Genomic DNA, 20,412 nt, shown 5'->3' on the forward strand with positions numbered 1-20,412 from the left:
GGTGTTCCCAATTAAATAGACGGATGCTATAATCTATTTATAGTAAATGGAAAGCTAATAAAAAGCTCTGTTAAAATAAAAAAAGAACCCAACGATATCGTTCTAATAAGTGGATAGTTTGGCGACTGGCACTTATTAAAACCACGAAAAGTCGGGGTCTTGGTCTTGCTTCTTTTTTGATGTGTTCATTATAGCATGTCTTCTAAAAAAACAAAAGCCAAAACCCTTATTTTCCATACCCATTTTTACAGTTGGGAGTTAAGGAGAGGCGCAGATGAAACACCATCCTGATCTATTCGATGCACAGACCCTACATCATGATACTCGTTTGCTTTTCAAACTTAAACTCCTGCTGGGTACCGTTTGCGCATATGGCGGAGAAGTTCCTCTTTCTCAGACCGAACTCGCTAAACGAATGGGTACCTCCACTTATCGAATCCGAATTCTTCTCCACAAGTTAGAACTCGAGGGTATTATTCATTACAATAACGCTGGTACATTGTTTTTTGACCGTTATATCTTTGTACGTGATCAGGCGGAAGTTTCACAGGAAACGCTCTATGCCAAAAATTTTGCCTTCTTTACATGCGATGAGTTTCTGTCTGAGGACCGAAATGTTCAACGCTTTGTGCTTCATTATGTTGGCAAAGAGCTTATCTATATTCCAGGCAATTTCCGCTGGGGTTATATCAATGATCTTTATGGACCAACTGGACTGCTTAACATACGTACGCCAAAAGAAGCGATCACGATTCTTAAGAAGGCATCCAAGTATCTGAAGATCAAAATACATACTGAAAACTTCCAGGTACTAAACGTTCACTCCAAATGGATTAACATGGGTGAAATCTATTCTGAAGGTGCTGAGCTGTGGGTGACCAAACAGCTGATGAAGCATCGTTTTTGTTGTGACTTTATATCCCGGAAAGCAGTTTGGCAAATAGCAAAAGTCATGGAAGATTACTATGCGAAATTTGGATATGAGTATGCTACTGAGATTTTCGACCATGCTCTCTTTAGCATCCAAAATTATAAAAGACGGTCACAGACCTTCTTTAACATGATCTACAGAGAAGATTCATCCTATATTGTGAATGAAGAAAAGAATGAACTGAATGAGATCAGTGCTTATTTTCGGTCCGTTATGGAATCAGCCGAGTTAAATTATGCGGTACAACTATCTGTGGAGCTTGAACAGATCAAGCAGAAGAAACACATGGCGGAGACCAACCTCTCTGCTAATGATGAGATCTCCATAATGAATCAAGAACTAATCGAAGCAGCGCATAGCCAACAAGTTAAAGTGTGGGACAAACTTCGTTTCATCCATTCGTGCTGGCTTAATCGTTTCAGACAACATCCGGAATGGTTCATCCAGCATTATTACCGGATCAGAACTCTTCCAGCTCCTATTCTGGAGATCAAGATGGAAATTGAGAAGTATATGAATAGACAAAAAAATACTCGATCTCAAGCGTACATCGTCTAATTTCTATAGGGTTAGATTTATTTGTGCATCTTATCATTCATTTCAGTCTAACTTGTGCTGCAGTGGTTCTACGAATAGTAGAATGACTGCTATTTGTTTTTTCTACTCCACCGTTATTATGAGCTTTTAGTTGGATTTAGTTAGATTTGCACTTTCAATAGCGGAATAGAAGTGATCTCATAACTTCCTGTGAATTCCAATTCCGCCACTAAAACTGTGGATAACGTTTTATCACATGTGTTTTTTAATAAAGGTAATGTTTATATTGATTTTGTTCATTTGGATGTATTGATCGTTAATGGGTATTTCAATACATCTAGTGTTGGTTTGGCGTTTCCTGATGTGTACCTTAGCGTTATCATTTTGCATAAAAATAAGGGCTTTCTATATCTAAATTTATCCAGATACAGAAGCCCTTATGGATCAAGCCTTTTGAGACACTTTTGTTGCTTGTAAAAAGGTATTAATTAAAGGTGTTAATCTATGGTTTTAAAAAATGGTGTTGAACAAAGATGTTGAACTAAGGTGTTGATGAAGGGTATTGAAAGGCTTTTGAACACCTCCATCTTCAAAAAATATAGAAAATAACATTAAACGGAGTGAAGTCCTTACTCTCCCCTAACTAGAGTAGAACCTATTCGATATTGTCCTCTGTTAAGCCATCCTTCAACGTACTTTCCCACCATATCGATGTATCTCCTCTGACAAGCTGTGGAATTAACTTACGGAATGGATAGGGCTGCAAATGATGTCCAGATAGCTCATACACAGACGCCCAATAGAATTCAATATGAGACTCAAGGGATACAGGAGATTGTAACACATCCAGTTCAGGGACTTTCACTCTGAAAACCTGGTTCATTTCGCAGTGTAGCTCTTTATTTTTCTCCCACCGATGCTCTACGGAGCCTAAATATCCATCGATGTAACATGACAACCCCAGTTCCTCTTCAATTTCTCTTTTTAGGGCATCCGGTGCGCTTTCACCAAATTCAATGTGACCTCCTGGCAAGAACGTATTTTGATGACCAATGGCATGGGCGAGCAGAACCTGATCCTGACTGATTATAATTCCCCTTGCCAAGTGATGAAATTTCGAAGTCATAACGTTCACTCCCTTATTTAATTGGTATCCAGATTTGTGGCGCATGATGAGGGCCCGCATAAACCTCTAATTCGGGTGTCCCGGCATGCTCATAAGGATTAGATGGAAACCATTCGGAAACAATCTGTTTCCATAGATTCTGCAAGCTCTCAGGCAGAGGCCCCTTTACTTCAAATATACTCCATTTGGAAGCAGGAATGGTGATGGATGACAGTCCTTCAGGTGTTTCACCATCAAACGCCGTACCAATCCAGTATTCCATTTGCTTCTCCTCGATCTCGGTCTGATCGACACAGACTCCAAGTAATCCTTGAATAGCTCCATTATTCAAAGCCAATAAACGATCCTCTGTTCCGTTCGCATAGGCTTCTTCCCACATTTTAGGGATTCCCCTTAAATTCTCTCCATCTGCATAAGAGTAAGCTTGCTTAATTCCAACTAACGTAAATTCCGCCTGTTCAACAATTTTATAATCCATCGGTTCCGCTCCTTTTAAACTTACTTGAATAGCCAAGCGATTATACGATTTAACGGAGGTGCTGCTTTTTCGTACCTCACTTGGTGCAACCCCATGCTGTCTGCGAAAAGCTTTGGAGAAAGATTCAGGAGTGTCATACCCGTATTTGTACGCCAGATCAATAATTTTCTGTTCACTCTGTACAAGTTCATGTGCTGCCAGTGTTAATCGTCTCCGCCGTATATATTCGAACACGGTAACATCTGTTAACAGCGTAAACGTACGTTGAAAATAAAAAGGCGAGATATGCGCCTGTGCTGCGATCTGCTCTATCGTTACATTTTCGAGTAGATGCTCTTCGATGTACTGTATAGCCTTCTGCAACGATTCAATCCAGTTCATACGGTTGACCACTCCTTTGATTTCTATAATAGAGGAATACTTGTTTTGCGGCCTGTCATGATTTGCTGTGATCTGTCCGGTCCGAGTCTTTATGGTAACTGTTAATCTGTTCAACTCATGAGGAATCAACCATAATGGATTATCTTAGCATGTTCTTCCTCAAGAGACAGGATAAAAAAAGTGAATCATTTTCGGCGCTCACTTGTCTATTATATATCCCAACAAGAAAGGAGCAGCGGAAGTGACCGAGCACGAACTCTTCTATTCTTACAACAAAGATGTATATCGTACCTGCTTGTATATGCTCAAAAATATCCAGGATGCCGAGGATGTATGCCATGATGTGTTTGTAACTGTGTTTCGACAGGACTGGAGAAATGTTACACATCTCAAGGCCTGGATTATGCGAATCGCCATGAATCATTGCCTCAACGTCATTCGTAAGAACAAAGTCAAAAATGACAAACAAGACCATCTACAGAAGCAGCATGAACACGAGGCTCTTACTAGAGATTCGGTCGATGGGATGGTTATGGCTAAGTTATCCTTCGCTGAATTGGAACAGCAATTGCGCCAATTGCCTGACAAGCTGCGAAGTGTTGTAACCCTACGGTACATTGGTGATCTATCTGTTGCTGAAATCTCGGAAATCCTCAATATACGTCAGGGTACCGTTCGATCCAGATTGCACAAGGCTCTCAAACTGATGAGAAAGAAACTGGAGTACTACGAGAAGGTTAACATGAAAGGGAGAACTGTTTTGAATACAGTAGAATCCAAGGTTAAGAATCACATGAAACATTCAGACCACATTGACTATCCGGATTTTGATAAGATGTTTAACAGCATACAGAAGGACGAGCTTCGGGTAGCAGATCAGCTCAAGGAAAGATCGCAACGGGGTAAGACGAAGGTTGCTATTGTCCTCGGTGTATCTGTAGCGGTAATGGCCACTCCGGTATATGCAGCCTTTCAATATGATTGGAGTGATGTCGTCTCCCATAAGTCCGGAATTGAGTCAGCTCTCCAAGCGGGATATGGTCAGTCTATTGAACAAAGCGTCACAGCTCACGGAGTGACCTTAACGGTGCATAACGCTTTTGTGGATGATAACCGAACAGTCCTTCTCTATACGATTAAACCTGGCATGGAAACAGACGGAGCAGAAATCAGATATGATCAGATGGTCTTGAAAGACAGTGAGGGTACACCTATTGAAGGACACTATTATCAACAATGGAACGAAGAGCAAGGTGTGTATCAGGGATACTTCGAAACGGACTGGGTGATGTCAGAGAACCAATCCGATCTACAATTCGCCATTACAGGTGTTCGTTATTTACAAGACATTCAGGAGGACATTACACTCGATCCCAAGGACAATAATACTCAGAAATTTAATATACAAAAGGACGGAATCGAAGCGGTAGAAGTACAATCCTTCCAGCACACGGAAGATCAAATCATGATTCGTTCCAACGTGACTTTCACAGATACGGCATTGAAGGAACAGACTTGGGCCAGAATCACAGCTTATGATCCAAACGGGAACATGTTTAAAGAAACCGAAAGCCCAGTCTACGGCACAGAAGGTGCAACGGGAGCATACTCCAGCACGCAAATCTTTAACGAGCAGCAGTTCAAAGAGAGAGCAGATCATTTCACCTTCACATATACACATGAGAAAGAGCGAACAGATGGAACCTGGAATGTCGATCTCTCCTTGTCTAGACAGCAGATGGAAACAGGTTCTGTTAAGAAAGAAATGGATATTCCACTGCAGTCATTGGATGGAGAGGCTAAAATCAGTAGCCTAGTGGTGACGCCAACCCAGATTCGTTTAACTATTGATCATCAAGAAGACTACTACAGACTGCCATATCGGACTTATCAGTTGGAAGTGGGCGGCAGAGTGTTGGAAGGCTACGTTTCTCTCGAAGGCACGTTGAATCCTAACCAGACCGAATTGCGATTTGAGCAGTTCGACTCATCTCTCATAGATGTAAGTTCTGTGGCCAACAAACCCGTAACCTTGATTGCGAAGGACAGAGTTGATGAGCACGCTGGTGACCAGACGTCTATTCGACTAACGAATATTTCGACTCAGCCACAAACGGTAACAAGGGAGTACGCAGGGTTCCTTATCAACTGGACTTATTATCTCAAGGATGGGAACCTGTACGTTGGGTCGTCCAGCCCTGAGTCTACATTTGGCGGGATCAACCAGACTTATTTCCTTGATCAGGGAGAAAAGCAATATTTAACGCCGCTGTATTTCAACGATTTAGATAATAAACATACAGAAGTTTTCCAAGATTTTAAGGGTGAAGATATTGATCTTTATGTATCGAACTATACGACGAAGAAGCCAGATGGAGATTTGCGAATTCCACTTAATAGCAATAAATAGTAACCAAACCTTATCCAAGTTGAAAAAACGATTGCGCAGAAAAATGCCCTTGTTCAAGGGCATTTTTCTTATTCCTATACTAAGCTTAGTTTAATTATCGATTCCAGATCTGAGATGGCTGCGTCTGATATGTCGCTTCACAACCGTTCTGTCCTTCTGCTAAGCTGATGCATCTGTAACCTTGCTATTTTACCTTTGCATTCTTCGCTGGAATGATGCTTTGCGGATTATTGAACACATTTTTTGGATCATACTTAGCTTTGACTCTCCGCAATCTGGCATAGTTGGCTCCATAATAAACCGGCCCTGAGTTCTTAATTCCCTGATCTGGAACGTTAATATAGGATCCGACAATGAATGGCTGCAGTTTCTTGCGGGTTGTACGAACGATAGCGATGTTTTTGGCGGCTTCGGATGCTTTAGTCCATGAGCTGTTCCATTCCACATAAAACTTCGCTTTGCGCCAGTAAAATGCAGTTGATTTGGGCGACTTACGGCTCACGGCACCGCCCCAGTTAAGGAAGAAGAAGCCGGCATCTTCTCCTTCCACGTTCTCCAAAAATTCCCGCATGGGCTTCATAGCTTTATCAGGAAACGGACATTTGGCAAAGCCAGAAGAGAATTGGTTGCTGTACCTTTGTGTGAGCACTGGATCAGGAGGCAATAGGAACTTTACTGCTTCCGGGTAAGGCACCAGTCGGATAATTGAATTTGTGGGTGTTCCCACACTCGTAATCGGTTTTAGCAAACGAAGTGCCTCTGTTTTGGAACCCAGAAACAAGCCCTCCATGCTAACATTACCACCTTTTTTGGGTCCAATGGATAACTCGCTGCCCAATTTGAAGTTAACGGAGGGAGCCCAATTTTGCCATGCTTTAAATACCTTTTCGAATTGATTCCATGGCCAAGTGATGCGAAATACGGTCGCCTTGGCTGGAGCTCGGTGAACTTTGAATTTATATTTGGTGTACACACCAAAGTTACCTCCTCCACCACCGCGTGAAGCCCAGAACAGGTCTGGATTACGGCTTTTGCTTGCACGGATGACTTTGCCATTGGCATCGACCATCTCGACTTCAAGCAGGTTATCACTGATGAGACCAATGGATCGCTGAAGAGGTCCAATTCCCCCGCCTAATGTAATACCGCCGATTCCTACTGTAGGGCTGTCACCGAAGGGAGCGATAAACCCTTGTCGTGCCAACATATTGGCGATTCTTCCCACACGGTTGCCGGTCCCCACAACGACTGTACCCTTCTTTTTGTCCAGCTTCACTGTATTTAAATCACTCACATCGATGACAATTCCACCGTTTACCTGTGAAAGATTCACCTCCAGAGAGTGTCTTCCACTCCTTGGCCGAATGGGCACCTTATTTTCCCGAGCCCACTTGATGGCATTAGAAACATCTTTCGTTTTCTTGGCAAAGACAAACACTTTAGGATATCTGTCGGTATGAGGATCCCAATTCTTCCGCGCGGCTTCATACCCCGGATCTCCTTTGAAAATAACTCTCCCCGTAAGCTCCGTTTTCAATTTCAACTTTCCCCACTCCCTCTTGAGCCAATGTTCTTCCGTCATGCGATATAGGCACCTTATACTGTATGAAGGACATTCGCGGAGGGAATGGGCTGGAGCCTGAGTTTCGTGCTTTTGATTTGAATTGGAGCATATATCAACTCGTTTCATGCTAAAATGTAAATTAATATAAACAAAAAGGAATTTCCCTTCAAGTTAAATACCTTGAAAGAAAATTCCCTTTTGTTAGAGCACAATCCATACAAGCTGACCTGAACGATGAATTTACATCGACAACTATAGAATTTAATCGCTGCCCGGATCAATTTTAATGAGTTTGCGCGGTTCCTGTTCCTTCTCACCATACCAAACCAGCACATCTGCGAACAGATCCATAATGCGAATAAAACTCTCCTTGTCGGCTGTTGAAATTTGGTCAGCATGCTTAAAGATATCGTCAAAGCAAAGCTCACGGACAAATTCAGTGTACTTTGCATATACTTCGCGCCCTTTCGCCGAAGGTTTGACATAAATATCTTTGCGATTACCGCTTAAATGGTATTTTTCGAGCAATCCTTTTTCCGTCAGATTCTTCACATTCTTGGAAAATGTACTGCGGCTAACGCCCAAACGTGCGGCCATCTCTGACATTTTCTCCTCCTTATCCTCTGCTTCCAGAATATATTCCAGGGTCTGGATCTGAGAGGCGGAGAACATCATGTCCGTACCATAGCTTCGCTGCAGCTTATAGGTGTTCGAATATGCATTACCGTATTTGATAATTTTCTCAATCAGGGTCCGATGGTCGCCCATCCAATCTAATTTCATGAGTAATCCCTTTCATATTTAGATTCTCTTTCCTTTACTCTACTGAAATTAGATATGTTTTTCAATCCATGTAATGGCTTCTTCTATGACTTCATGTCTAGTCGGTTCATTAAATATTTCATGCATGAGATGTGCATAGATCTTCAGCGTTTTGTCAGTCGAGGCGATGTCCCCGTAGAATTCACGTGAATCCTGCTCGCTCACCAGCCCATCGTTTGCTCCATGCAGAACGAGCACCGGGTCCACAAACTGCTTGGCATGTTCTTTTAACCAAGCCACGCCGTTCCCCAGGCTATTAAAAAGATCCACAGAAATTTGTTTCTCTACCAGTGGGTCACTTGCGTAAGCGGATACAACCTCAGGGTCACTGCATACTCCACTGCCAAGCTCATTCGGGAAATACGTCCCAGTAGGAAGATCTAGCGGCAGTTCACCAGCAACCTTCGTATTATAACGGGTAAGTGCTCCTGATAAAACAATACCTTTGACCTTGCCTGGATATTTCGTGCCAAATGATGAGGTTGCAAATCCGCCCATGCTATGCCCAATGACGAATACTGGGAGGTCACTGCTCTCTTGCAAGGCCCTATCAACTACGACATTCACATCCTCGATGATTTGGTGAAAATCACTGTAGAATGTACGCTTTCCTTCAGATCTCGCATGACCACGATGGTCGAATCGATATACGTTACACCCTCGTTTGTTTAAGTGCATCGTCAACTCGTCATAACGCCCGGCATGCTCGCACAACCCATGAACAATGACTACAGCTGCCTTCGCCTCTTCGACTGTATCCTTGCTGAAATATAGCTGTGTTCCGTCAAATGATTTAATCGTTGTCTCACTGTGGTTCATACTCATCCCATCCTTTTCATGGTGCTAAAGCATCAGAAGATTACATCATTGAGCCTTGAGCACATTTAGTTAGCATTGTCATATCCACTCATCCAATAAAATTTAGTTTCCTATGAAGATTATATTGTTTCTTACAGAAACAATATAACATCAGTCTTGCGCTATTGTCCATCAAATTTTTAAGCGTTTACATAAAAATTAAAAAGGGATTTATGCACTGAGCGGAGCCTTATCAATGTAGACTCCGCCCCGTTTTTTTAATGCCTTTCGTCTCAAGTTTAAAATGCGATCATATTTGAAATAAAACAATATGAGCATTTTGGCTACAGACACGGGTAAAAGAAATCCATAAAAAGCAAAAAACCTCTTGGATACCAAGAGGTTTTCGAGTATGGAGCCTAGGGGGATCGAACCCCTGACCTCATCGCTGCCAGCGATGCGCTCTCCCAGCTGAGCTAAGGCCCCACATTATATATATGTACTTGTCCGCTTCAGCGAAGTTCCACAGGCGACTCCTATATCATATAAAATGCAGCTTTAGCTGTCAATAACTTTTTCAGAACGCAAAGTGTTTGGAGAAGAACAACCTCTGTACAGACAAGAACACTCATAATTACAAGCCCAGACTGCTCTTCTCCCTTAATCCACTTCTTTAATCGTCGAGATCCTCTTTGGACAACAACGATTTCAGTTCTTTCATGAACATATTGATGTCTTTGAATTGGCGATACACCGATGCGAACCGCACATAGGCCACTTCATCAACGGGGAACAATTGCTCCATCAACAGCTCACCAATTTGGCGGCTTTCCACTTCAGCTTCAGCAGTGTTGCGCAGTGACTTCTCCACCTCGGAAACCATCATCTCCAGCGTTTCTACAGAGACAGGACGTTTCTCACAAGCCCGGATAAGGCCACGGAGAATTTTGTCGCGACTAAACTCTTCACGGCTGCCATCTTTCTTGATGACGATCAACGGGGTTTCTTCGACCATTTCAAACGTTGTAAAACGGCGACTGCACTGCTCGCACTCACGACGACGGCGGATGGATTTTGATTCATTAGCAGGCCTAGAATCCAGAACTTTTGTACCCAGATAGGCGCAATAAGGACATTTCAACTCAGATCACTTCCCATGTTTTTCTTTTACCATAAATTCCCTGTCACTTCTAGTTATGAAAATCGCATTGAAGACACATAATACTTTTACCAACCGCGAGGAGGTGAACAGCAATGGCCCAAAACAGCAACGGTAACTCCAACAACTTGGTAGTAACTCGCGCTTCCGCAGCACTGGAGCAATTGAAATATGAAGTTGCTCAAGAACTCGGAATCAGCATCCCACAAGACGGATACCAAGGTAACATGACTTCTTACGAGAACGGTTCGATCGGTGGATACATCACGAAACGTCTGGTAACAATTGCAGAACAGCAATTGGCAGGTCAATACCAATAATATCTGCATTGTAATACGTTTAGACAGAGGAGCATGGAGCGGCCGGTGAATAACCGGCCTGCTCTGTGCTTCTACTATTAAATAAGACATACGATATCAAAATTCAAACCGATTGTACTCTAGACTACCGCATAATCCAAGCAATCAGCTATTAGAACGTATGATAGATCTTTACATACTGATTATAATAATAAATGACTCGTTGTACATAGTGCCGGGTTTCTCCAAAAGGAATATCCTTGACTGTCTCGAATGAGCCGTCCCAGACACCATCTCTGATCCATCCACTTACTTTGCCTGGTCCGGCATTGTAAGCAGCAATCATGGCCGTCTCATTCCCGTCAAACTGTTCTGAGAGGTTACGCAGGTACCATGTCCCAAGCTGAATGTTCCTGCCCGGTTCATGCTTCAGCTCCTCTAACGAGGTCCCGGGAATTTTAGCCTGCTCCATGATCCAGTTGGCCGTATCCGGCATCAGCTGCATCAGCCCGATGGCACCTCTTCTGGATTCTTTGCTTGTCTTGAAATTGGTTTCCACCTTGATGATGGAAGCGATCAGGAAAGGGTCCACCTCATAGCTCTGAGACTGCGCACGAATCTCTTCCTTGTAATGAATTGGATAAAACCACGCCATCCAGTTTGTATTCAGGAACAGCACCAATACAAATGAAACAAACATCAACAGCAGTATCCGTTTCTTGCGCAGTAACCTCATATCAGACCCTTATGCTGCAAAAATGAAATAACCTGCTGCTCCGTCTCCGACCATAAGCCGCTGTTGTCAATGACCACGTCAGCACGCTGCTTCTTATGTTCAATATCCATCTGTGCATTAATACGGGCGTCAGCCTGTTCCTCTGTCATGCCATCCCGACTCATCAGCCGCTCCCGCTGAACGGATCTTGGGACGTAAACAACGACAACCTCATCAAATCCTTTTTCCAGACCGGATTCAAACAATAAAGGAATATCCGATACCACCAGCTTGTCCGGATAGGCTTCTTCATATGCAGCAGCACGTTCCCGCATCTCCTGGCGAATAGCCGGATGTGTAATAGCCTCGAGGGCTTTACGCTCATCGGGATTTTGAAACACAATGCTGCCCAGCTTTTTCCGGTCCAGTGTCCCGTCTTCATTTAATATGGCTTGTCCAAACCGCTGAACAGCGGCAGCCAAAACAGGATGCCCGGGCATCATGACCTCCCGGGCAATCATGTCTGCATCAATCAGCAGCGCTCCCTTACTGGCAAGAAGGGCGGAAACACTGCTCTTTCCCGTTGCGATCCCGCCGGTTAAGCCAATATTCATCGTTTCACCTCATAACAGCTTCATTATTCCCATAATCATCAGTAACAACGCAGGAAGTACGGACAGTCTTCTCATCCAGCGCAGCGCTGAAAAGCGCAATCCGACTTTCATGCCGATTAACAGAAATGCGCCACTGAACAGCGCGATGACAAGTGCAGTCCACAATGTGGGGAAACCGAGCAAAGCAGCTCCGAGCCCTGCACCGAAGGCATCCAGTGACAGAGCGATTCCAAGCCACATTGCCTCCTGGGCAGAAATGCTACCCGAATTGTCCATATCCGCTTTGGAAGGACTGCGTAATATTTGAATGACGACACCTAATTTCCGCAGTTCCAGTGTAAATACCATGCGTTCCAGCGATCCACCGGATGCAGATGGTTCAAGATCAAGTGCCAGCACTTGATTTCTGCCTTTGACCGGCGCTGAATTGATTGCTTGCTCTTTATCTCCGACTGCTTCCGTTCCCTCTTCCGATTCGAGGCGATCCTTCCCCTGCTTACGGATCAACTGAATTAATGACCACGCACCGATGGCAATCAGAATAACCGCACCAACGAACGAAGCCACATCAGGAGATACCACATGGGATAACAGTACTCCCACCTGCATGGACAACGCAATGACCAACCCCGAACAAATGGAGATAACAGCAATGGATAACAGCGGGATCTTCGTCCTGCGCAGCCCGTATGTAATCCCGACACCAAAACCATCTAAACTAAGCGCCAAAGCAAGCGCCAGCAATGAAATAAAATGATGCAGCACCCCGGATTCCTCCCCTGTGCGGGAACTCGTTTCCACCTACCGTTACAGGTAGGTATTCGCCCGCTTATTTCTGCCATATCAGTATATGGAGGGAGTAATCCATGGGTGCTACGTTTTAATCATTTCGTTCATTCCGGTACAAATTCAAACCGTAAACGTGTAAACGACAATTTCAATTTGTATCTTCTTTGGTTACTTTAGTGGTTGGCACTTCGGACAATAATGCGTCCCGCGACCACCAACAACGCTTTTCTCAATCAATGTACCACACGTTGTACAAGGCTCGGATTTGCGACCATAGATTTTCAGTTGATGCTGAAACATGCCCATCTCACCTTGTCCATTAACATACGATTTGATGGAGGATCCGCCTGCATTCACGGCATCCTGCAGGGTGGCTACAATAGCCTCGTGCAGCACCGTCAATTGGGCTTCTGTCAGCGTCTTGGCAATGGTTTCGGGATGAATGCCTGCGCGAAAAAGGGCTTCGTCCACATAAATATTCCCGATGCCAACGACGTATGCCTGATTTAACAATACAGCCTTGATTTTGGTTGTCCGTTTACCAACAGCTTCACGAAATGCAGCCACGGTAAATGCCGGATCCAGCGGCTCAAGGCCGAGCTTCAACAAAGGTTTGGATACGAGCTCTTCGCCCGCTGCAAACAAATGCATGGTTCCAAACTGACGTACGTCCTTGTATCTCAATTCCGTGCCATCTGTGAAGTGAAAGATAACATGGGTATGCTTCTCCACTTCTTCGTGCTGCTCATATACGCCGTATCGACCTTCCATCCGCAGATGGGAGACCAATACCAGCCCGTCCAACAAAATCCGTAAAAACTTCCCTCTGCGCTCCACTCCGATGATGGTGTGTCCTGCGAGTTCCAGTGCAAATGCATCTATATCGTCCGGCCGCTGAATAATGCGCGGCAAGTTAACAGTTACGCGTTCAATAGTCTTACCTACAACAAGCTGATTCAATGTTCTTCTGACTGTTTCGACTTCCGGTAATTCCGGCATGATGTTCTCACCTCCCCTATATTATAACGGAAGTTGAGCTTCAGCGGGACCCCTTCTTATGTCGAATCCTTGTGAGGAAATGTTTGTAAAATAACGGAAATCCACACCAGTTGTTATTTGGCTTCGTACCAGTTTTCCCCGAAACTGACTTCTGCCTTAAGCGGTACCGAGAGCTCCAATGCTTTTTCCATAACGGATGGGACCAGCTCCTTCATTAGCTCCAGCTCATCCGCAGGTACTTCGAATACAAGTTCGTCATGTACCTGAAGCAGCATGCGGCTCTTCAATTGGCGTTCACGCAGCGCTTCATCCATCTGCACCATGGCAAGCTTGATAATATCTGCGGCTGTCCCCTGGATCGGGGTATTCATCGCTGTACGCTCAGCGAAGGAACGCAGATTAAAATTGCTTGCATTGATCTCCGGCAGGTAGCGGCGGCGTTCCAGCAGCGTTTTGACAAAGCCATCCTGGCGTGCTTCCTTCACAATATCGTCCATATATCGACGAACGCCCTGGAACACTTCAAAGTATTGATCGATAAACTGGGCTGCCTCTTTACGGGTAATGTTCAGATTCTGGGATAACCCGTAGTCGCTAATGCCATACACGATTCCAAAGTTAACAGCCTTGGCCGAACGACGCATGTCGCTGTCCACCTCTTCGGCTTTCACTCCGAATACGTCAGAAGCTGTCTTAGTATGAATATCCATATCATGAACAAAAGCTTCCTTGAGCCGTTCGTCATCCGAAATATGGGCGAGTACACGCAATTCAATCTGCGAATAGTCGGCCGCCAAAATGGACCAGCCTGGCTCGGAAGGAACAAACACCTTCCGGATTTTGCGTCCTTCTTCCATACGGATCGGAATGTTTTGCAAGTTCGGGAACTGACTGCTGAGACGCCCTGTCGCAGCAATCGTTTGCCGGTAATACGTATGGACTTTGCCGTCCCGTTCCGAAATTTCCTTGAGGAGACCCTCTACATAGGTGGATTGCAGCTTCGCAAGCTGACGGTATTGAAGGATCAGCTGTACCACATCATGATACGGAGCCAGCTTCTCCAGTACTTCTGCATCGGTAGAATAACCTGTTTTGGTTTTCTTCACCACAGGAAGGCCGAGCTTATCGAATAAAATCTCACCAAGTTGTTTGGGGGAATTTAGATTGAATTCCGTACCGGAAAGTCGGTAAATCTCCGCCATCAGCCTGCTGATCTGTTCCTCGAACTCACGGCCCAAGGCCTGGAGATCTGCTGTATTCGCTTTAATCCCCTGTTTCTCCATGTCTGCCAGAATGCGTGATAACGGCATCTCCAATTCGTGAAAGAGCGCGTTCATCTCATCATTCTCAAGTGCCTGCTCCTGAAGAGGAATAATGGCAGCCACGGCAGCAGCCTTACGGCACAGGAAATCGCCAAGGATTTCTACATCAGGCACCTTGTATCTTGCACCTTTGCCCATAACCGTGTCGTCTTCAGCCAAGGAAGGCAAGCCATACTTCGAAGTCAAGCCGCTAATGGTCTGATTGGATTCCGTCGGGTCAAGCAAGTAGGCAGCAAGCTGCACATCGAAGGATGCTCCGGCGAATTCAAGACCATGCGCGTGCAGAGCCAGATCGACGCGGTGCAGATCATAACCACGTTTGGGCTTGTCCGGGTTACCAAGCCATTCTCGCACCCGGGCTGCAGCTTCAGCGTTTAATACTTCGGGGGACAGGAAGACATACGTCTTACCCGATCCAATCGCTACCCCAATCAATTTCGCTTGATGCGGATTATCACCATGGGTCTCCACGTGGAGTACATCGATGGATTCAAGGGAGTCAAACAGCTCGCCAATCGTGTCTTCTGTAGCAATCGTAGATTCAACTTCTGCAGCCGGTACCGCTTCAGCTGCAGAGCCTGCACTCCCACTGAATGACAAGCGTTCAAGCAAGGATTTGAATTCAAGCTTGGCCAGTGCTGGCCCCGCCTGTTCTTCTTTTAACCCGGCGAACTGCATGTCATCCCAGGTTTGCTCCAGTGGTACTTCGCGGTGAATGGTCGCCAGCTGTTTGCTCATCCGGGCATCTTCGGCATGTGCCTCAATCTTCTCTTTCATTTTACCTTTCAATTCACCTGTGCCGTTCAATACTTCCTCGACAGAACCGAATTGATGCAGAAGTTTCAAAGCCGTCTTCTCTCCAACTCCCGGAATACCCGGAATATTATCCGACGCATCGCCCATCAGGCCTTTGAGATCGATGATTTGAAGTGGCGTCAGACCATACCGTTCCTTAATTTGAGCAGGGTCATACAGTTCGATTTCCGTTACCCCTTTGCGCGTGAGACCGATATGTACATGTTCGGAGGCAAGCTGCAGCATATCCTTGTCACCCGATACAACCAATACCTGTCTTCCAGCCTCGTCTGCGCGTTTGGTTAACGTTCCGATGATATCGTCCGCTTCAAACCCGGCCAGCTCAAACTGGGCAATACCCAGTCCTTGCAGCAATTCTTTGAGTAATGGAAACTGTTCCGACAGCTCGGGTGGTGTTTTTTCACGGCCACCCTTATACTCCTGATATCCTTCGTGACGGAAAGTGACCTTGCCGGCATCAAATGCCACCATAACATGGGTCGGCTTATGCTCTTCCAGCAATCGGAGCAGCATGGTGGTGAAGCCATACACCGCATTGGTATGCAGTCCTTTTGAATTCGTCAGAGGGGGCATTGCAAAAAACGCCCGGTAAATAATGCTATTTCCATCTATGAGAATAAACTTTTCCATTCCAGCACCTCACGTATCGTATGGTCAAACCCTCAAGTACATCTACTCTCATGATAACATACACACCTGTTACAACAAAAAAGATTGGGCATCTTTTTACACTTTCCATCCAGCAAAAAAAGAACTCTCTCCACAGACAGCCTGTCGCTTGCAGGCCGCCGGGAGAAAGTCCCTTGTTTTTGCAGCAAATCGTCCCCAATTCCAATGATTTGCCGTTACTGATTATTGGTTCAAATCCGGGCGCTTACCTGTTACCAGATAAACCGTGCTCTCCCCAATGTTGGTTGCATGATCGCCTATGCGTTCAATATACCGTCCTACCAACATGAGCAGCATGGCTTGAGAAGCCTGAGTTGGATGAGAGGTCATGAAACTGTATAGATCGCCAATCATATGACTGTACAACTGGTCAACCTGGTCATCCGTTTGTGCCATTTTGTAAGCCAGATCCGTATTTTCCTTCAGGAATGACTCGATGGATTCATCAATCATCTCTTTGACGATTTCCGCCATACGCGGGATATCCACAAGTGGCTTAATCAGCTCCTGGCCTTCCATACGAAGCGTAACTTTGGCAACGTCCAAGGCGAGATCGCCCATACGCTCAAGATCACTTGAGATTTTGAACGCCACAATAATGCGGCGCAAATCCTTCGCGACTGGCTGCTGGGTAATAATCAGCTTGGAGCCCAGTTCCATGATTTTGTCTTCCAGCGCATTCAGATTCGCATCATTCTTGATGATGACCTGAGCTTTCTCGGCATCCAATGTCCGTAAACTCTCAATGGCACCATCCAATGCCGTTCCTACATGCTCACCCATTTGCCGAAGCAAAATGCGAAGCTCTTCAAGCTCCTGATCAAATTCTTTCCTGCGAATCATAGGTTTCCATGTCCCCCTTGTCCATCATCTCCGGATACGCCGGGTTCGTTCGAATTCAGCTTGCTTAACCGAACCGTCCGGATATATAATCCTCGGTTCGGGAATCCTGGGGCGTGGAGAACAGCGTTTCTGTATCAGCGGCCTCCACAACTTCACCATTCAGGAAAAATACAGTCTTACCCGATACGCGGGCAGCCTGATGCATGTTATGGGTTACCATGACGATGGTGTACTTGTTGTGCAGTTCCTTGACCAGTTCCTCGATCTTTAATGTCGAGATGGGGTCCAGGGCCGAAGTGGCTTCATCCATCAGCAATACATCAGGCTGTACCGCGAGGGCTCGTGCAATACAGAGACGCTGCTGCTGACCGCCGGACAGACTAAGTGCCGATTTCTTGAGTACATCCTTGACTTCATCCCACAATGCAGCGTGTACCAGACTTTGTTCAACCAACTGGTCCAGCTCCGCCTTCTGGGTAACACCGTGCAAACGGGGGCCGTATGCGACATTATCGTAGATTGATTTTGGAAATGGGTTAGGCTGCTGAAACACCATGCCTACTCGTTTGCGCAGCGTTTCAACTTCGATTTCATTACTGTAGATATCCGATCCATCGAGCAGAACTTGTCCCTCGACACGTACTCCCGGAATCATGTCATTCATCCGGTTTAATGTACGGAGCAGCGTGGATTTACCACAACCTGACGGTCCGATGAATGCAGTTACAGTTCGTTCCGGCAGGTCCATCGATATATTTTTAAGCGCATGATGCGTATCATAGTACAAATTAAGTCCTTCAATGTGAATGAGTTCCTTCATGGATGTTCACTTCTCCTTCGCTGGAGGGACAAACCAAGCTCCCTTTACGTTGAGGCCGAGGCCAGATCAATAATCTTCAGCTTCTCGGTCATCCTTAATATCCTACCTTCTTATTGTAAAAAGAGTATCACTTTCATGTTAACGGAATGTAAAAAAGACATCCTTCACAAGCCATGACCTTCCCGTTACGATCATAGATGGTAAATGATGTCTATCTTTGTTTTACAATTCTCCCCCGGAAATCATAGACTCCAGTTTTTTTCGGATATAATCCGCCACTTCTCCAGTCTGCTTGCCTTCCTCTGAGATGTTGGAAGCAATATGCAGCATACCTTCCACGGCGGAGTTTAAACGATTGAAAGCTGCACTTCCTTCGGTAACATGTGCAGAGCTGTCGTCAATTTCAGCAGCACTGGCGCGAACCAGTTCAACGGTTTGTCTGGTTAATTCACCGATCCCTTCGAGCAAGGAGGACATATCTCCTGCAACCTCACGAGTTTGTTTAGCTAAGGCCCGTATCTCACCAGCCACCACTTGGAAGCCTCGCCCATACTCGCCAGCATGAGCTGCTTCTATGGAAGCATTCATCGCAAGCAACGCACTCTGATCGGCCAGAGAACGAATGGAACGTGCCATGCCCGCTCCGGTTTCTATTGAGGTCAGCATATCATTCGCATGCTGGCGCTGTCCTCCCATGTGCTGATGTACGCGGTTATACGAAGCCTCAACCTGTATAAGACTGCTTGCGCCCTGTTCAGACAATTGAATAATCTGTTTCGCATCTTCTCCTGTCTTTCCAGCGGATTGAACCAGTTTCGTAATCGACTCATGAATCCGGGATATCTCTTTCTGGCTCTCAGTAATGGTGTGAACACGCTCTTCTCCAGCCTCGTGCTGCATCCTTCTGGAAAGGGACATGAGATCCCGCATGGTTAATACGCCAAGCAGCCTGTTCTCCTCCGTTACAATGATGCAATCATAGAAATGCTCCTCACTTCGTGACAAGGCTACATCAATCACTTCTGGCGCATCAGCTAGTACATCCACGACTACCGGAGATGAATCAGCAACATGTGATATGGACTTGCGATAAAACAAATCCGCGGCGAAACGCCCATTCAGTATTCGATACAAGGTTTCCCGCATCAATAACCCCAGCGGGCGATTCTGATCATCACCCAATACTACACATGGATATTTCTGTTCCTGACTCAATATGCTAGCAGCCTCTCCACAGGTGGTATGCACCCCCACCATGGGAACCTGTCGGCAGTATTCTCGGATGGATACTTGGTTGTTAAGGGTTAATTCTGTAAGATCATCCTGAGTTAAACGAATCGAGTCCTCCTCATGCTTATATGTATCTTCTACGGATAGATCAGGCTTCTCTTCGAGCAACATGGGCATAAATGCGCAATCTCCTTTACGTATGAGCTCTGTCCTGAGATGGGTTATGTAGGTCCTAAGAATCACTCGGACAAGTTCATGCTACTCCCTCTATGTAAAGGAAAATAAAGGTTTATGTAAATTGGACGTAAAATAAAACTCCCCGATCATTACGAACTTGAATGATGGGGAGTTTTTCTTTTTACAACCAGTTTATAACCTACACCTCGAATGGAATCAATGTGTACGGATTCCGGGTCCAGCTCCAGCTTTTTACGTAATGAACTTACATGAACGTCAACGGTGCGCTGGCCTCCAATATAATCGAACCCCCAGACCGCATTCATCAGGTCATCACGTGTAAGTACAACGCCTGGCTTCTTGGCCAAGTAGAGCAGAACTTCGAATTCTTTGGGACGCAGACTTATGGATTGGCCACCCAGCGTCACTTCGTACTTCAGTGGATAGATCTCAAGTTCGCCCAGTACAATTCGTGAACCATCCTTGTCCTCTGGCTGCGGCAGGTCATCTCCATTGGAATATCTTCTTAATACGGCGTCCACTCTGGCAAGCAGTTCCGACACGCCAAAGGGCTTTGTAATATAGTCGTCAGCTCCGGATTTCAGACCCTGTACCACCTCGGCTTCACCGTTCTTCGCCGTAAGGATGATGACGGGTGTAGTTACACCCTGAACTCTTAATTTGTTCAGAATATCCAGACCGTTCATTCCGGGCAGCATCAGATCCAGAAGGATCAAATCAAAGTCCTGTGAAACTGCACGGTCATATCCTGAAGATCCATGATCCTCAGCGGTAACGTCATAGCCTTCCTGTGTCAGGTTGTACGTAAGTAATCTCGATAATGTAGGTTCATCTTCAATAACTAGCAAACGCTGTGCCATGATACCCCTTCTCTCCTTATAGGTTGTCTGTT

Annotated in this window: 18 protein-coding genes and 1 tRNA gene; 3 read left to right on the top strand and 16 right to left on the bottom strand. The window is 45.4% G+C overall.

What is annotated here, in order from left to right; translation table 11 throughout:
* Nucleotides 1–274 precede the first annotated feature (274 nt).
* Complete coding sequence (locus CHI14_RS08980) at nucleotides 275–1,489, top strand: hypothetical protein (protein ID WP_095288102.1); 1,215 nt, start codon at nucleotides 275–277, stop codon at nucleotides 1,487–1,489.
* A gap of 634 nt (nucleotides 1,490–2,123) precedes the next feature.
* On the opposite strand, the gene CHI14_RS08985 is transcribed toward CHI14_RS08980, so the two are convergent.
* Nucleotides 2,124–2,594, bottom strand: a complete 471-nt coding sequence (locus CHI14_RS08985) for an NUDIX domain-containing protein (protein ID WP_170948064.1) — start codon at nucleotides 2,592–2,594, stop codon at nucleotides 2,124–2,126.
* A gap of 13 nt (nucleotides 2,595–2,607) precedes the next feature.
* On the bottom strand, nucleotides 2,608–3,453 hold the full coding sequence (locus tag CHI14_RS08990; protein WP_095288104.1) for an AraC family transcriptional regulator: 846 nt from the start codon (nucleotides 3,451–3,453) through the stop codon (nucleotides 2,608–2,610).
* Between the two features lie 241 nt (nucleotides 3,454–3,694).
* Here CHI14_RS08990 and CHI14_RS29920 point away from each other — a divergent pair, with 241 nt between their 5' ends.
* Nucleotides 3,695–5,863, top strand: a complete 2,169-nt coding sequence (locus CHI14_RS29920) for a sigma-70 family RNA polymerase sigma factor (RefSeq protein ID WP_170948065.1) — start codon at nucleotides 3,695–3,697, stop codon at nucleotides 5,861–5,863.
* A gap of 184 nt (nucleotides 5,864–6,047) precedes the next feature.
* Here the strand turns inward: CHI14_RS29920 and CHI14_RS09000 are convergent, their stop codons facing one another.
* The 5 genes from CHI14_RS09000 to nrdR form a co-directional block, all read right to left on the bottom strand.
* Nucleotides 6,048–7,406: an FAD-binding oxidoreductase gene (locus CHI14_RS09000; RefSeq protein ID WP_095288425.1), complete on the bottom strand. Its 1,359-nt coding sequence runs from the start codon at nucleotides 7,404–7,406 to the stop codon at nucleotides 6,048–6,050.
* Nucleotides 7,407–7,688: 282 nt separating this feature from the next.
* The gene (locus tag CHI14_RS09005) at nucleotides 7,689–8,210 is read right to left on the bottom strand and encodes a MarR family winged helix-turn-helix transcriptional regulator (protein ID WP_095288105.1); all 522 of its coding nucleotides are present in this window, start codon (nucleotides 8,208–8,210) and stop codon (nucleotides 7,689–7,691) included.
* Between the two features lie 48 nt (nucleotides 8,211–8,258).
* Entirely contained in the window at nucleotides 8,259–9,068 is an 810-nt protein-coding gene (locus tag CHI14_RS09010; protein WP_095288106.1) for an alpha/beta hydrolase, read from the bottom strand.
* A gap of 392 nt (nucleotides 9,069–9,460) precedes the next feature.
* Nucleotides 9,461–9,533: transfer RNA gene (locus tag CHI14_RS09015), tRNA-Ala, on the bottom strand.
* A gap of 187 nt (nucleotides 9,534–9,720) precedes the next feature.
* Nucleotides 9,721–10,188: a transcriptional regulator NrdR gene (gene nrdR, locus CHI14_RS09020; protein ID WP_095288107.1), complete on the bottom strand. Its 468-nt coding sequence runs from the start codon at nucleotides 10,186–10,188 to the stop codon at nucleotides 9,721–9,723.
* A 113-nt stretch (nucleotides 10,189–10,301) separates the two neighbouring features.
* Here nrdR and CHI14_RS09025 point away from each other — a divergent pair, with 113 nt between their 5' ends.
* Complete coding sequence (locus CHI14_RS09025) at nucleotides 10,302–10,526, top strand: alpha/beta-type small acid-soluble spore protein (RefSeq protein WP_095288108.1); 225 nt, start codon at nucleotides 10,302–10,304, stop codon at nucleotides 10,524–10,526.
* Between the two features lie 151 nt (nucleotides 10,527–10,677).
* On the opposite strand, the gene CHI14_RS09030 is transcribed toward CHI14_RS09025, so the two are convergent.
* From CHI14_RS09030 to CHI14_RS09070, 9 genes are all read right to left on the bottom strand, one after another.
* Nucleotides 10,678–11,241 (bottom strand): lytic transglycosylase domain-containing protein, encoded by a 564-nt coding sequence (locus tag CHI14_RS09030; RefSeq protein ID WP_095288109.1) that lies wholly within the window; start codon nucleotides 11,239–11,241, stop codon nucleotides 10,678–10,680.
* A complete protein-coding gene (gene coaE / locus CHI14_RS09035; RefSeq protein WP_095288110.1) occupies nucleotides 11,238–11,834 on the bottom strand; it encodes a dephospho-CoA kinase in 597 nt (198 codons plus the stop codon). The genes CHI14_RS09030 and coaE overlap by 4 nt, the downstream gene beginning before the upstream one ends.
* Before the next feature lie 9 nt (nucleotides 11,835–11,843).
* Nucleotides 11,844–12,599 (bottom strand): manganese efflux pump, encoded by a 756-nt coding sequence (locus CHI14_RS09040; protein WP_095288111.1) that lies wholly within the window; start codon nucleotides 12,597–12,599, stop codon nucleotides 11,844–11,846.
* A gap of 192 nt (nucleotides 12,600–12,791) precedes the next feature.
* Nucleotides 12,792–13,622 carry a DNA-formamidopyrimidine glycosylase gene (mutM, locus tag CHI14_RS09045; protein ID WP_095288112.1) on the bottom strand — a complete coding sequence of 277 codons (831 nt, stop codon included), beginning with the start codon at nucleotides 13,620–13,622 and terminating at the stop codon, nucleotides 12,792–12,794.
* 113 nt (nucleotides 13,623–13,735) lie between these two features.
* Entirely contained in the window at nucleotides 13,736–16,390 is a 2,655-nt protein-coding gene (gene polA / locus CHI14_RS09050) for a DNA polymerase I (RefSeq protein WP_095288113.1), read from the bottom strand.
* A gap of 222 nt (nucleotides 16,391–16,612) precedes the next feature.
* A complete protein-coding gene (gene phoU, locus CHI14_RS09055; RefSeq protein ID WP_095288114.1) occupies nucleotides 16,613–17,272 on the bottom strand; it encodes a phosphate signaling complex protein PhoU in 660 nt (219 codons plus the stop codon).
* A 64-nt stretch (nucleotides 17,273–17,336) separates the two neighbouring features.
* The gene (gene pstB, locus CHI14_RS09060) at nucleotides 17,337–18,092 is read right to left on the bottom strand and encodes a phosphate ABC transporter ATP-binding protein PstB (RefSeq protein ID WP_095288115.1); all 756 of its coding nucleotides are present in this window, start codon (nucleotides 18,090–18,092) and stop codon (nucleotides 17,337–17,339) included.
* A gap of 222 nt (nucleotides 18,093–18,314) precedes the next feature.
* Complete coding sequence (locus tag CHI14_RS09065; RefSeq protein WP_095288116.1) at nucleotides 18,315–19,499, bottom strand: methyl-accepting chemotaxis protein; 1,185 nt, start codon at nucleotides 19,497–19,499, stop codon at nucleotides 18,315–18,317.
* Between the two features lie 149 nt (nucleotides 19,500–19,648).
* Nucleotides 19,649–20,380: a response regulator transcription factor gene (locus CHI14_RS09070; protein ID WP_095288117.1), complete on the bottom strand. Its 732-nt coding sequence runs from the start codon at nucleotides 20,378–20,380 to the stop codon at nucleotides 19,649–19,651.
* Nucleotides 20,381–20,412 lie beyond the last annotated feature (32 nt).

The sequence above is a fragment of the Paenibacillus sp. 7516 genome (assembly GCF_002272715.1).
In the GTDB taxonomy this organism is placed as follows: Bacteria; Bacillota; Bacilli; order Paenibacillales; family Paenibacillaceae; genus Paenibacillus; species Paenibacillus illinoisensis_A.

What these genes read in the sequence shown, in the direction of transcription:
- CHI14_RS08980 (WP_095288102.1), top strand. Translation starts at nt 275, where the DNA reads ATGAAACACCATCCTGATCTATTCGATGCACAGACCCTACATCATGAT.
- CHI14_RS08985 (WP_170948064.1), bottom strand. Translation starts at nt 2,594, where the DNA reads ATGACTTCGAAATTTCATCACTTGGCAAGGGGAATTATAATCAGTCAG.
- CHI14_RS08990 (WP_095288104.1), bottom strand. Translation starts at nt 3,453, where the DNA reads ATGAACTGGATTGAATCGTTGCAGAAGGCTATACAGTACATCGAAGAG.
- CHI14_RS09005 (WP_095288105.1), bottom strand. Translation starts at nt 8,210, where the DNA reads ATGAAATTAGATTGGATGGGCGACCATCGGACCCTGATTGAGAAAATT.
- CHI14_RS09010 (WP_095288106.1), bottom strand. Translation starts at nt 9,068, where the DNA reads ATGAACCACAGTGAGACAACGATTAAATCATTTGACGGAACACAGCTA.
- CHI14_RS09025 (WP_095288108.1), top strand. Translation starts at nt 10,302, where the DNA reads ATGGCCCAAAACAGCAACGGTAACTCCAACAACTTGGTAGTAACTCGC.
- CHI14_RS09030 (WP_095288109.1), bottom strand. Translation starts at nt 11,241, where the DNA reads ATGAGGTTACTGCGCAAGAAACGGATACTGCTGTTGATGTTTGTTTCA.
- coaE (WP_095288110.1), bottom strand. Translation starts at nt 11,834, where the DNA reads ATGAATATTGGCTTAACCGGCGGGATCGCAACGGGAAAGAGCAGTGTT.
- mutM (WP_095288112.1), bottom strand. Translation starts at nt 13,622, where the DNA reads ATGCCGGAATTACCGGAAGTCGAAACAGTCAGAAGAACATTGAATCAG.
- polA (WP_095288113.1), bottom strand. Translation starts at nt 16,390, where the DNA reads ATGGAAAAGTTTATTCTCATAGATGGAAATAGCATTATTTACCGGGCG.
- phoU (WP_095288114.1), bottom strand. Translation starts at nt 17,272, where the DNA reads ATGATTCGCAGGAAAGAATTTGATCAGGAGCTTGAAGAGCTTCGCATT.
- pstB (WP_095288115.1), bottom strand. Translation starts at nt 18,092, where the DNA reads ATGAAGGAACTCATTCACATTGAAGGACTTAATTTGTACTATGATACG.
- CHI14_RS09065 (WP_095288116.1), bottom strand. Translation starts at nt 19,499, where the DNA reads ATGCCCATGTTGCTCGAAGAGAAGCCTGATCTATCCGTAGAAGATACA.
- CHI14_RS09070 (WP_095288117.1), bottom strand. Translation starts at nt 20,380, where the DNA reads ATGGCACAGCGTTTGCTAGTTATTGAAGATGAACCTACATTATCGAGA.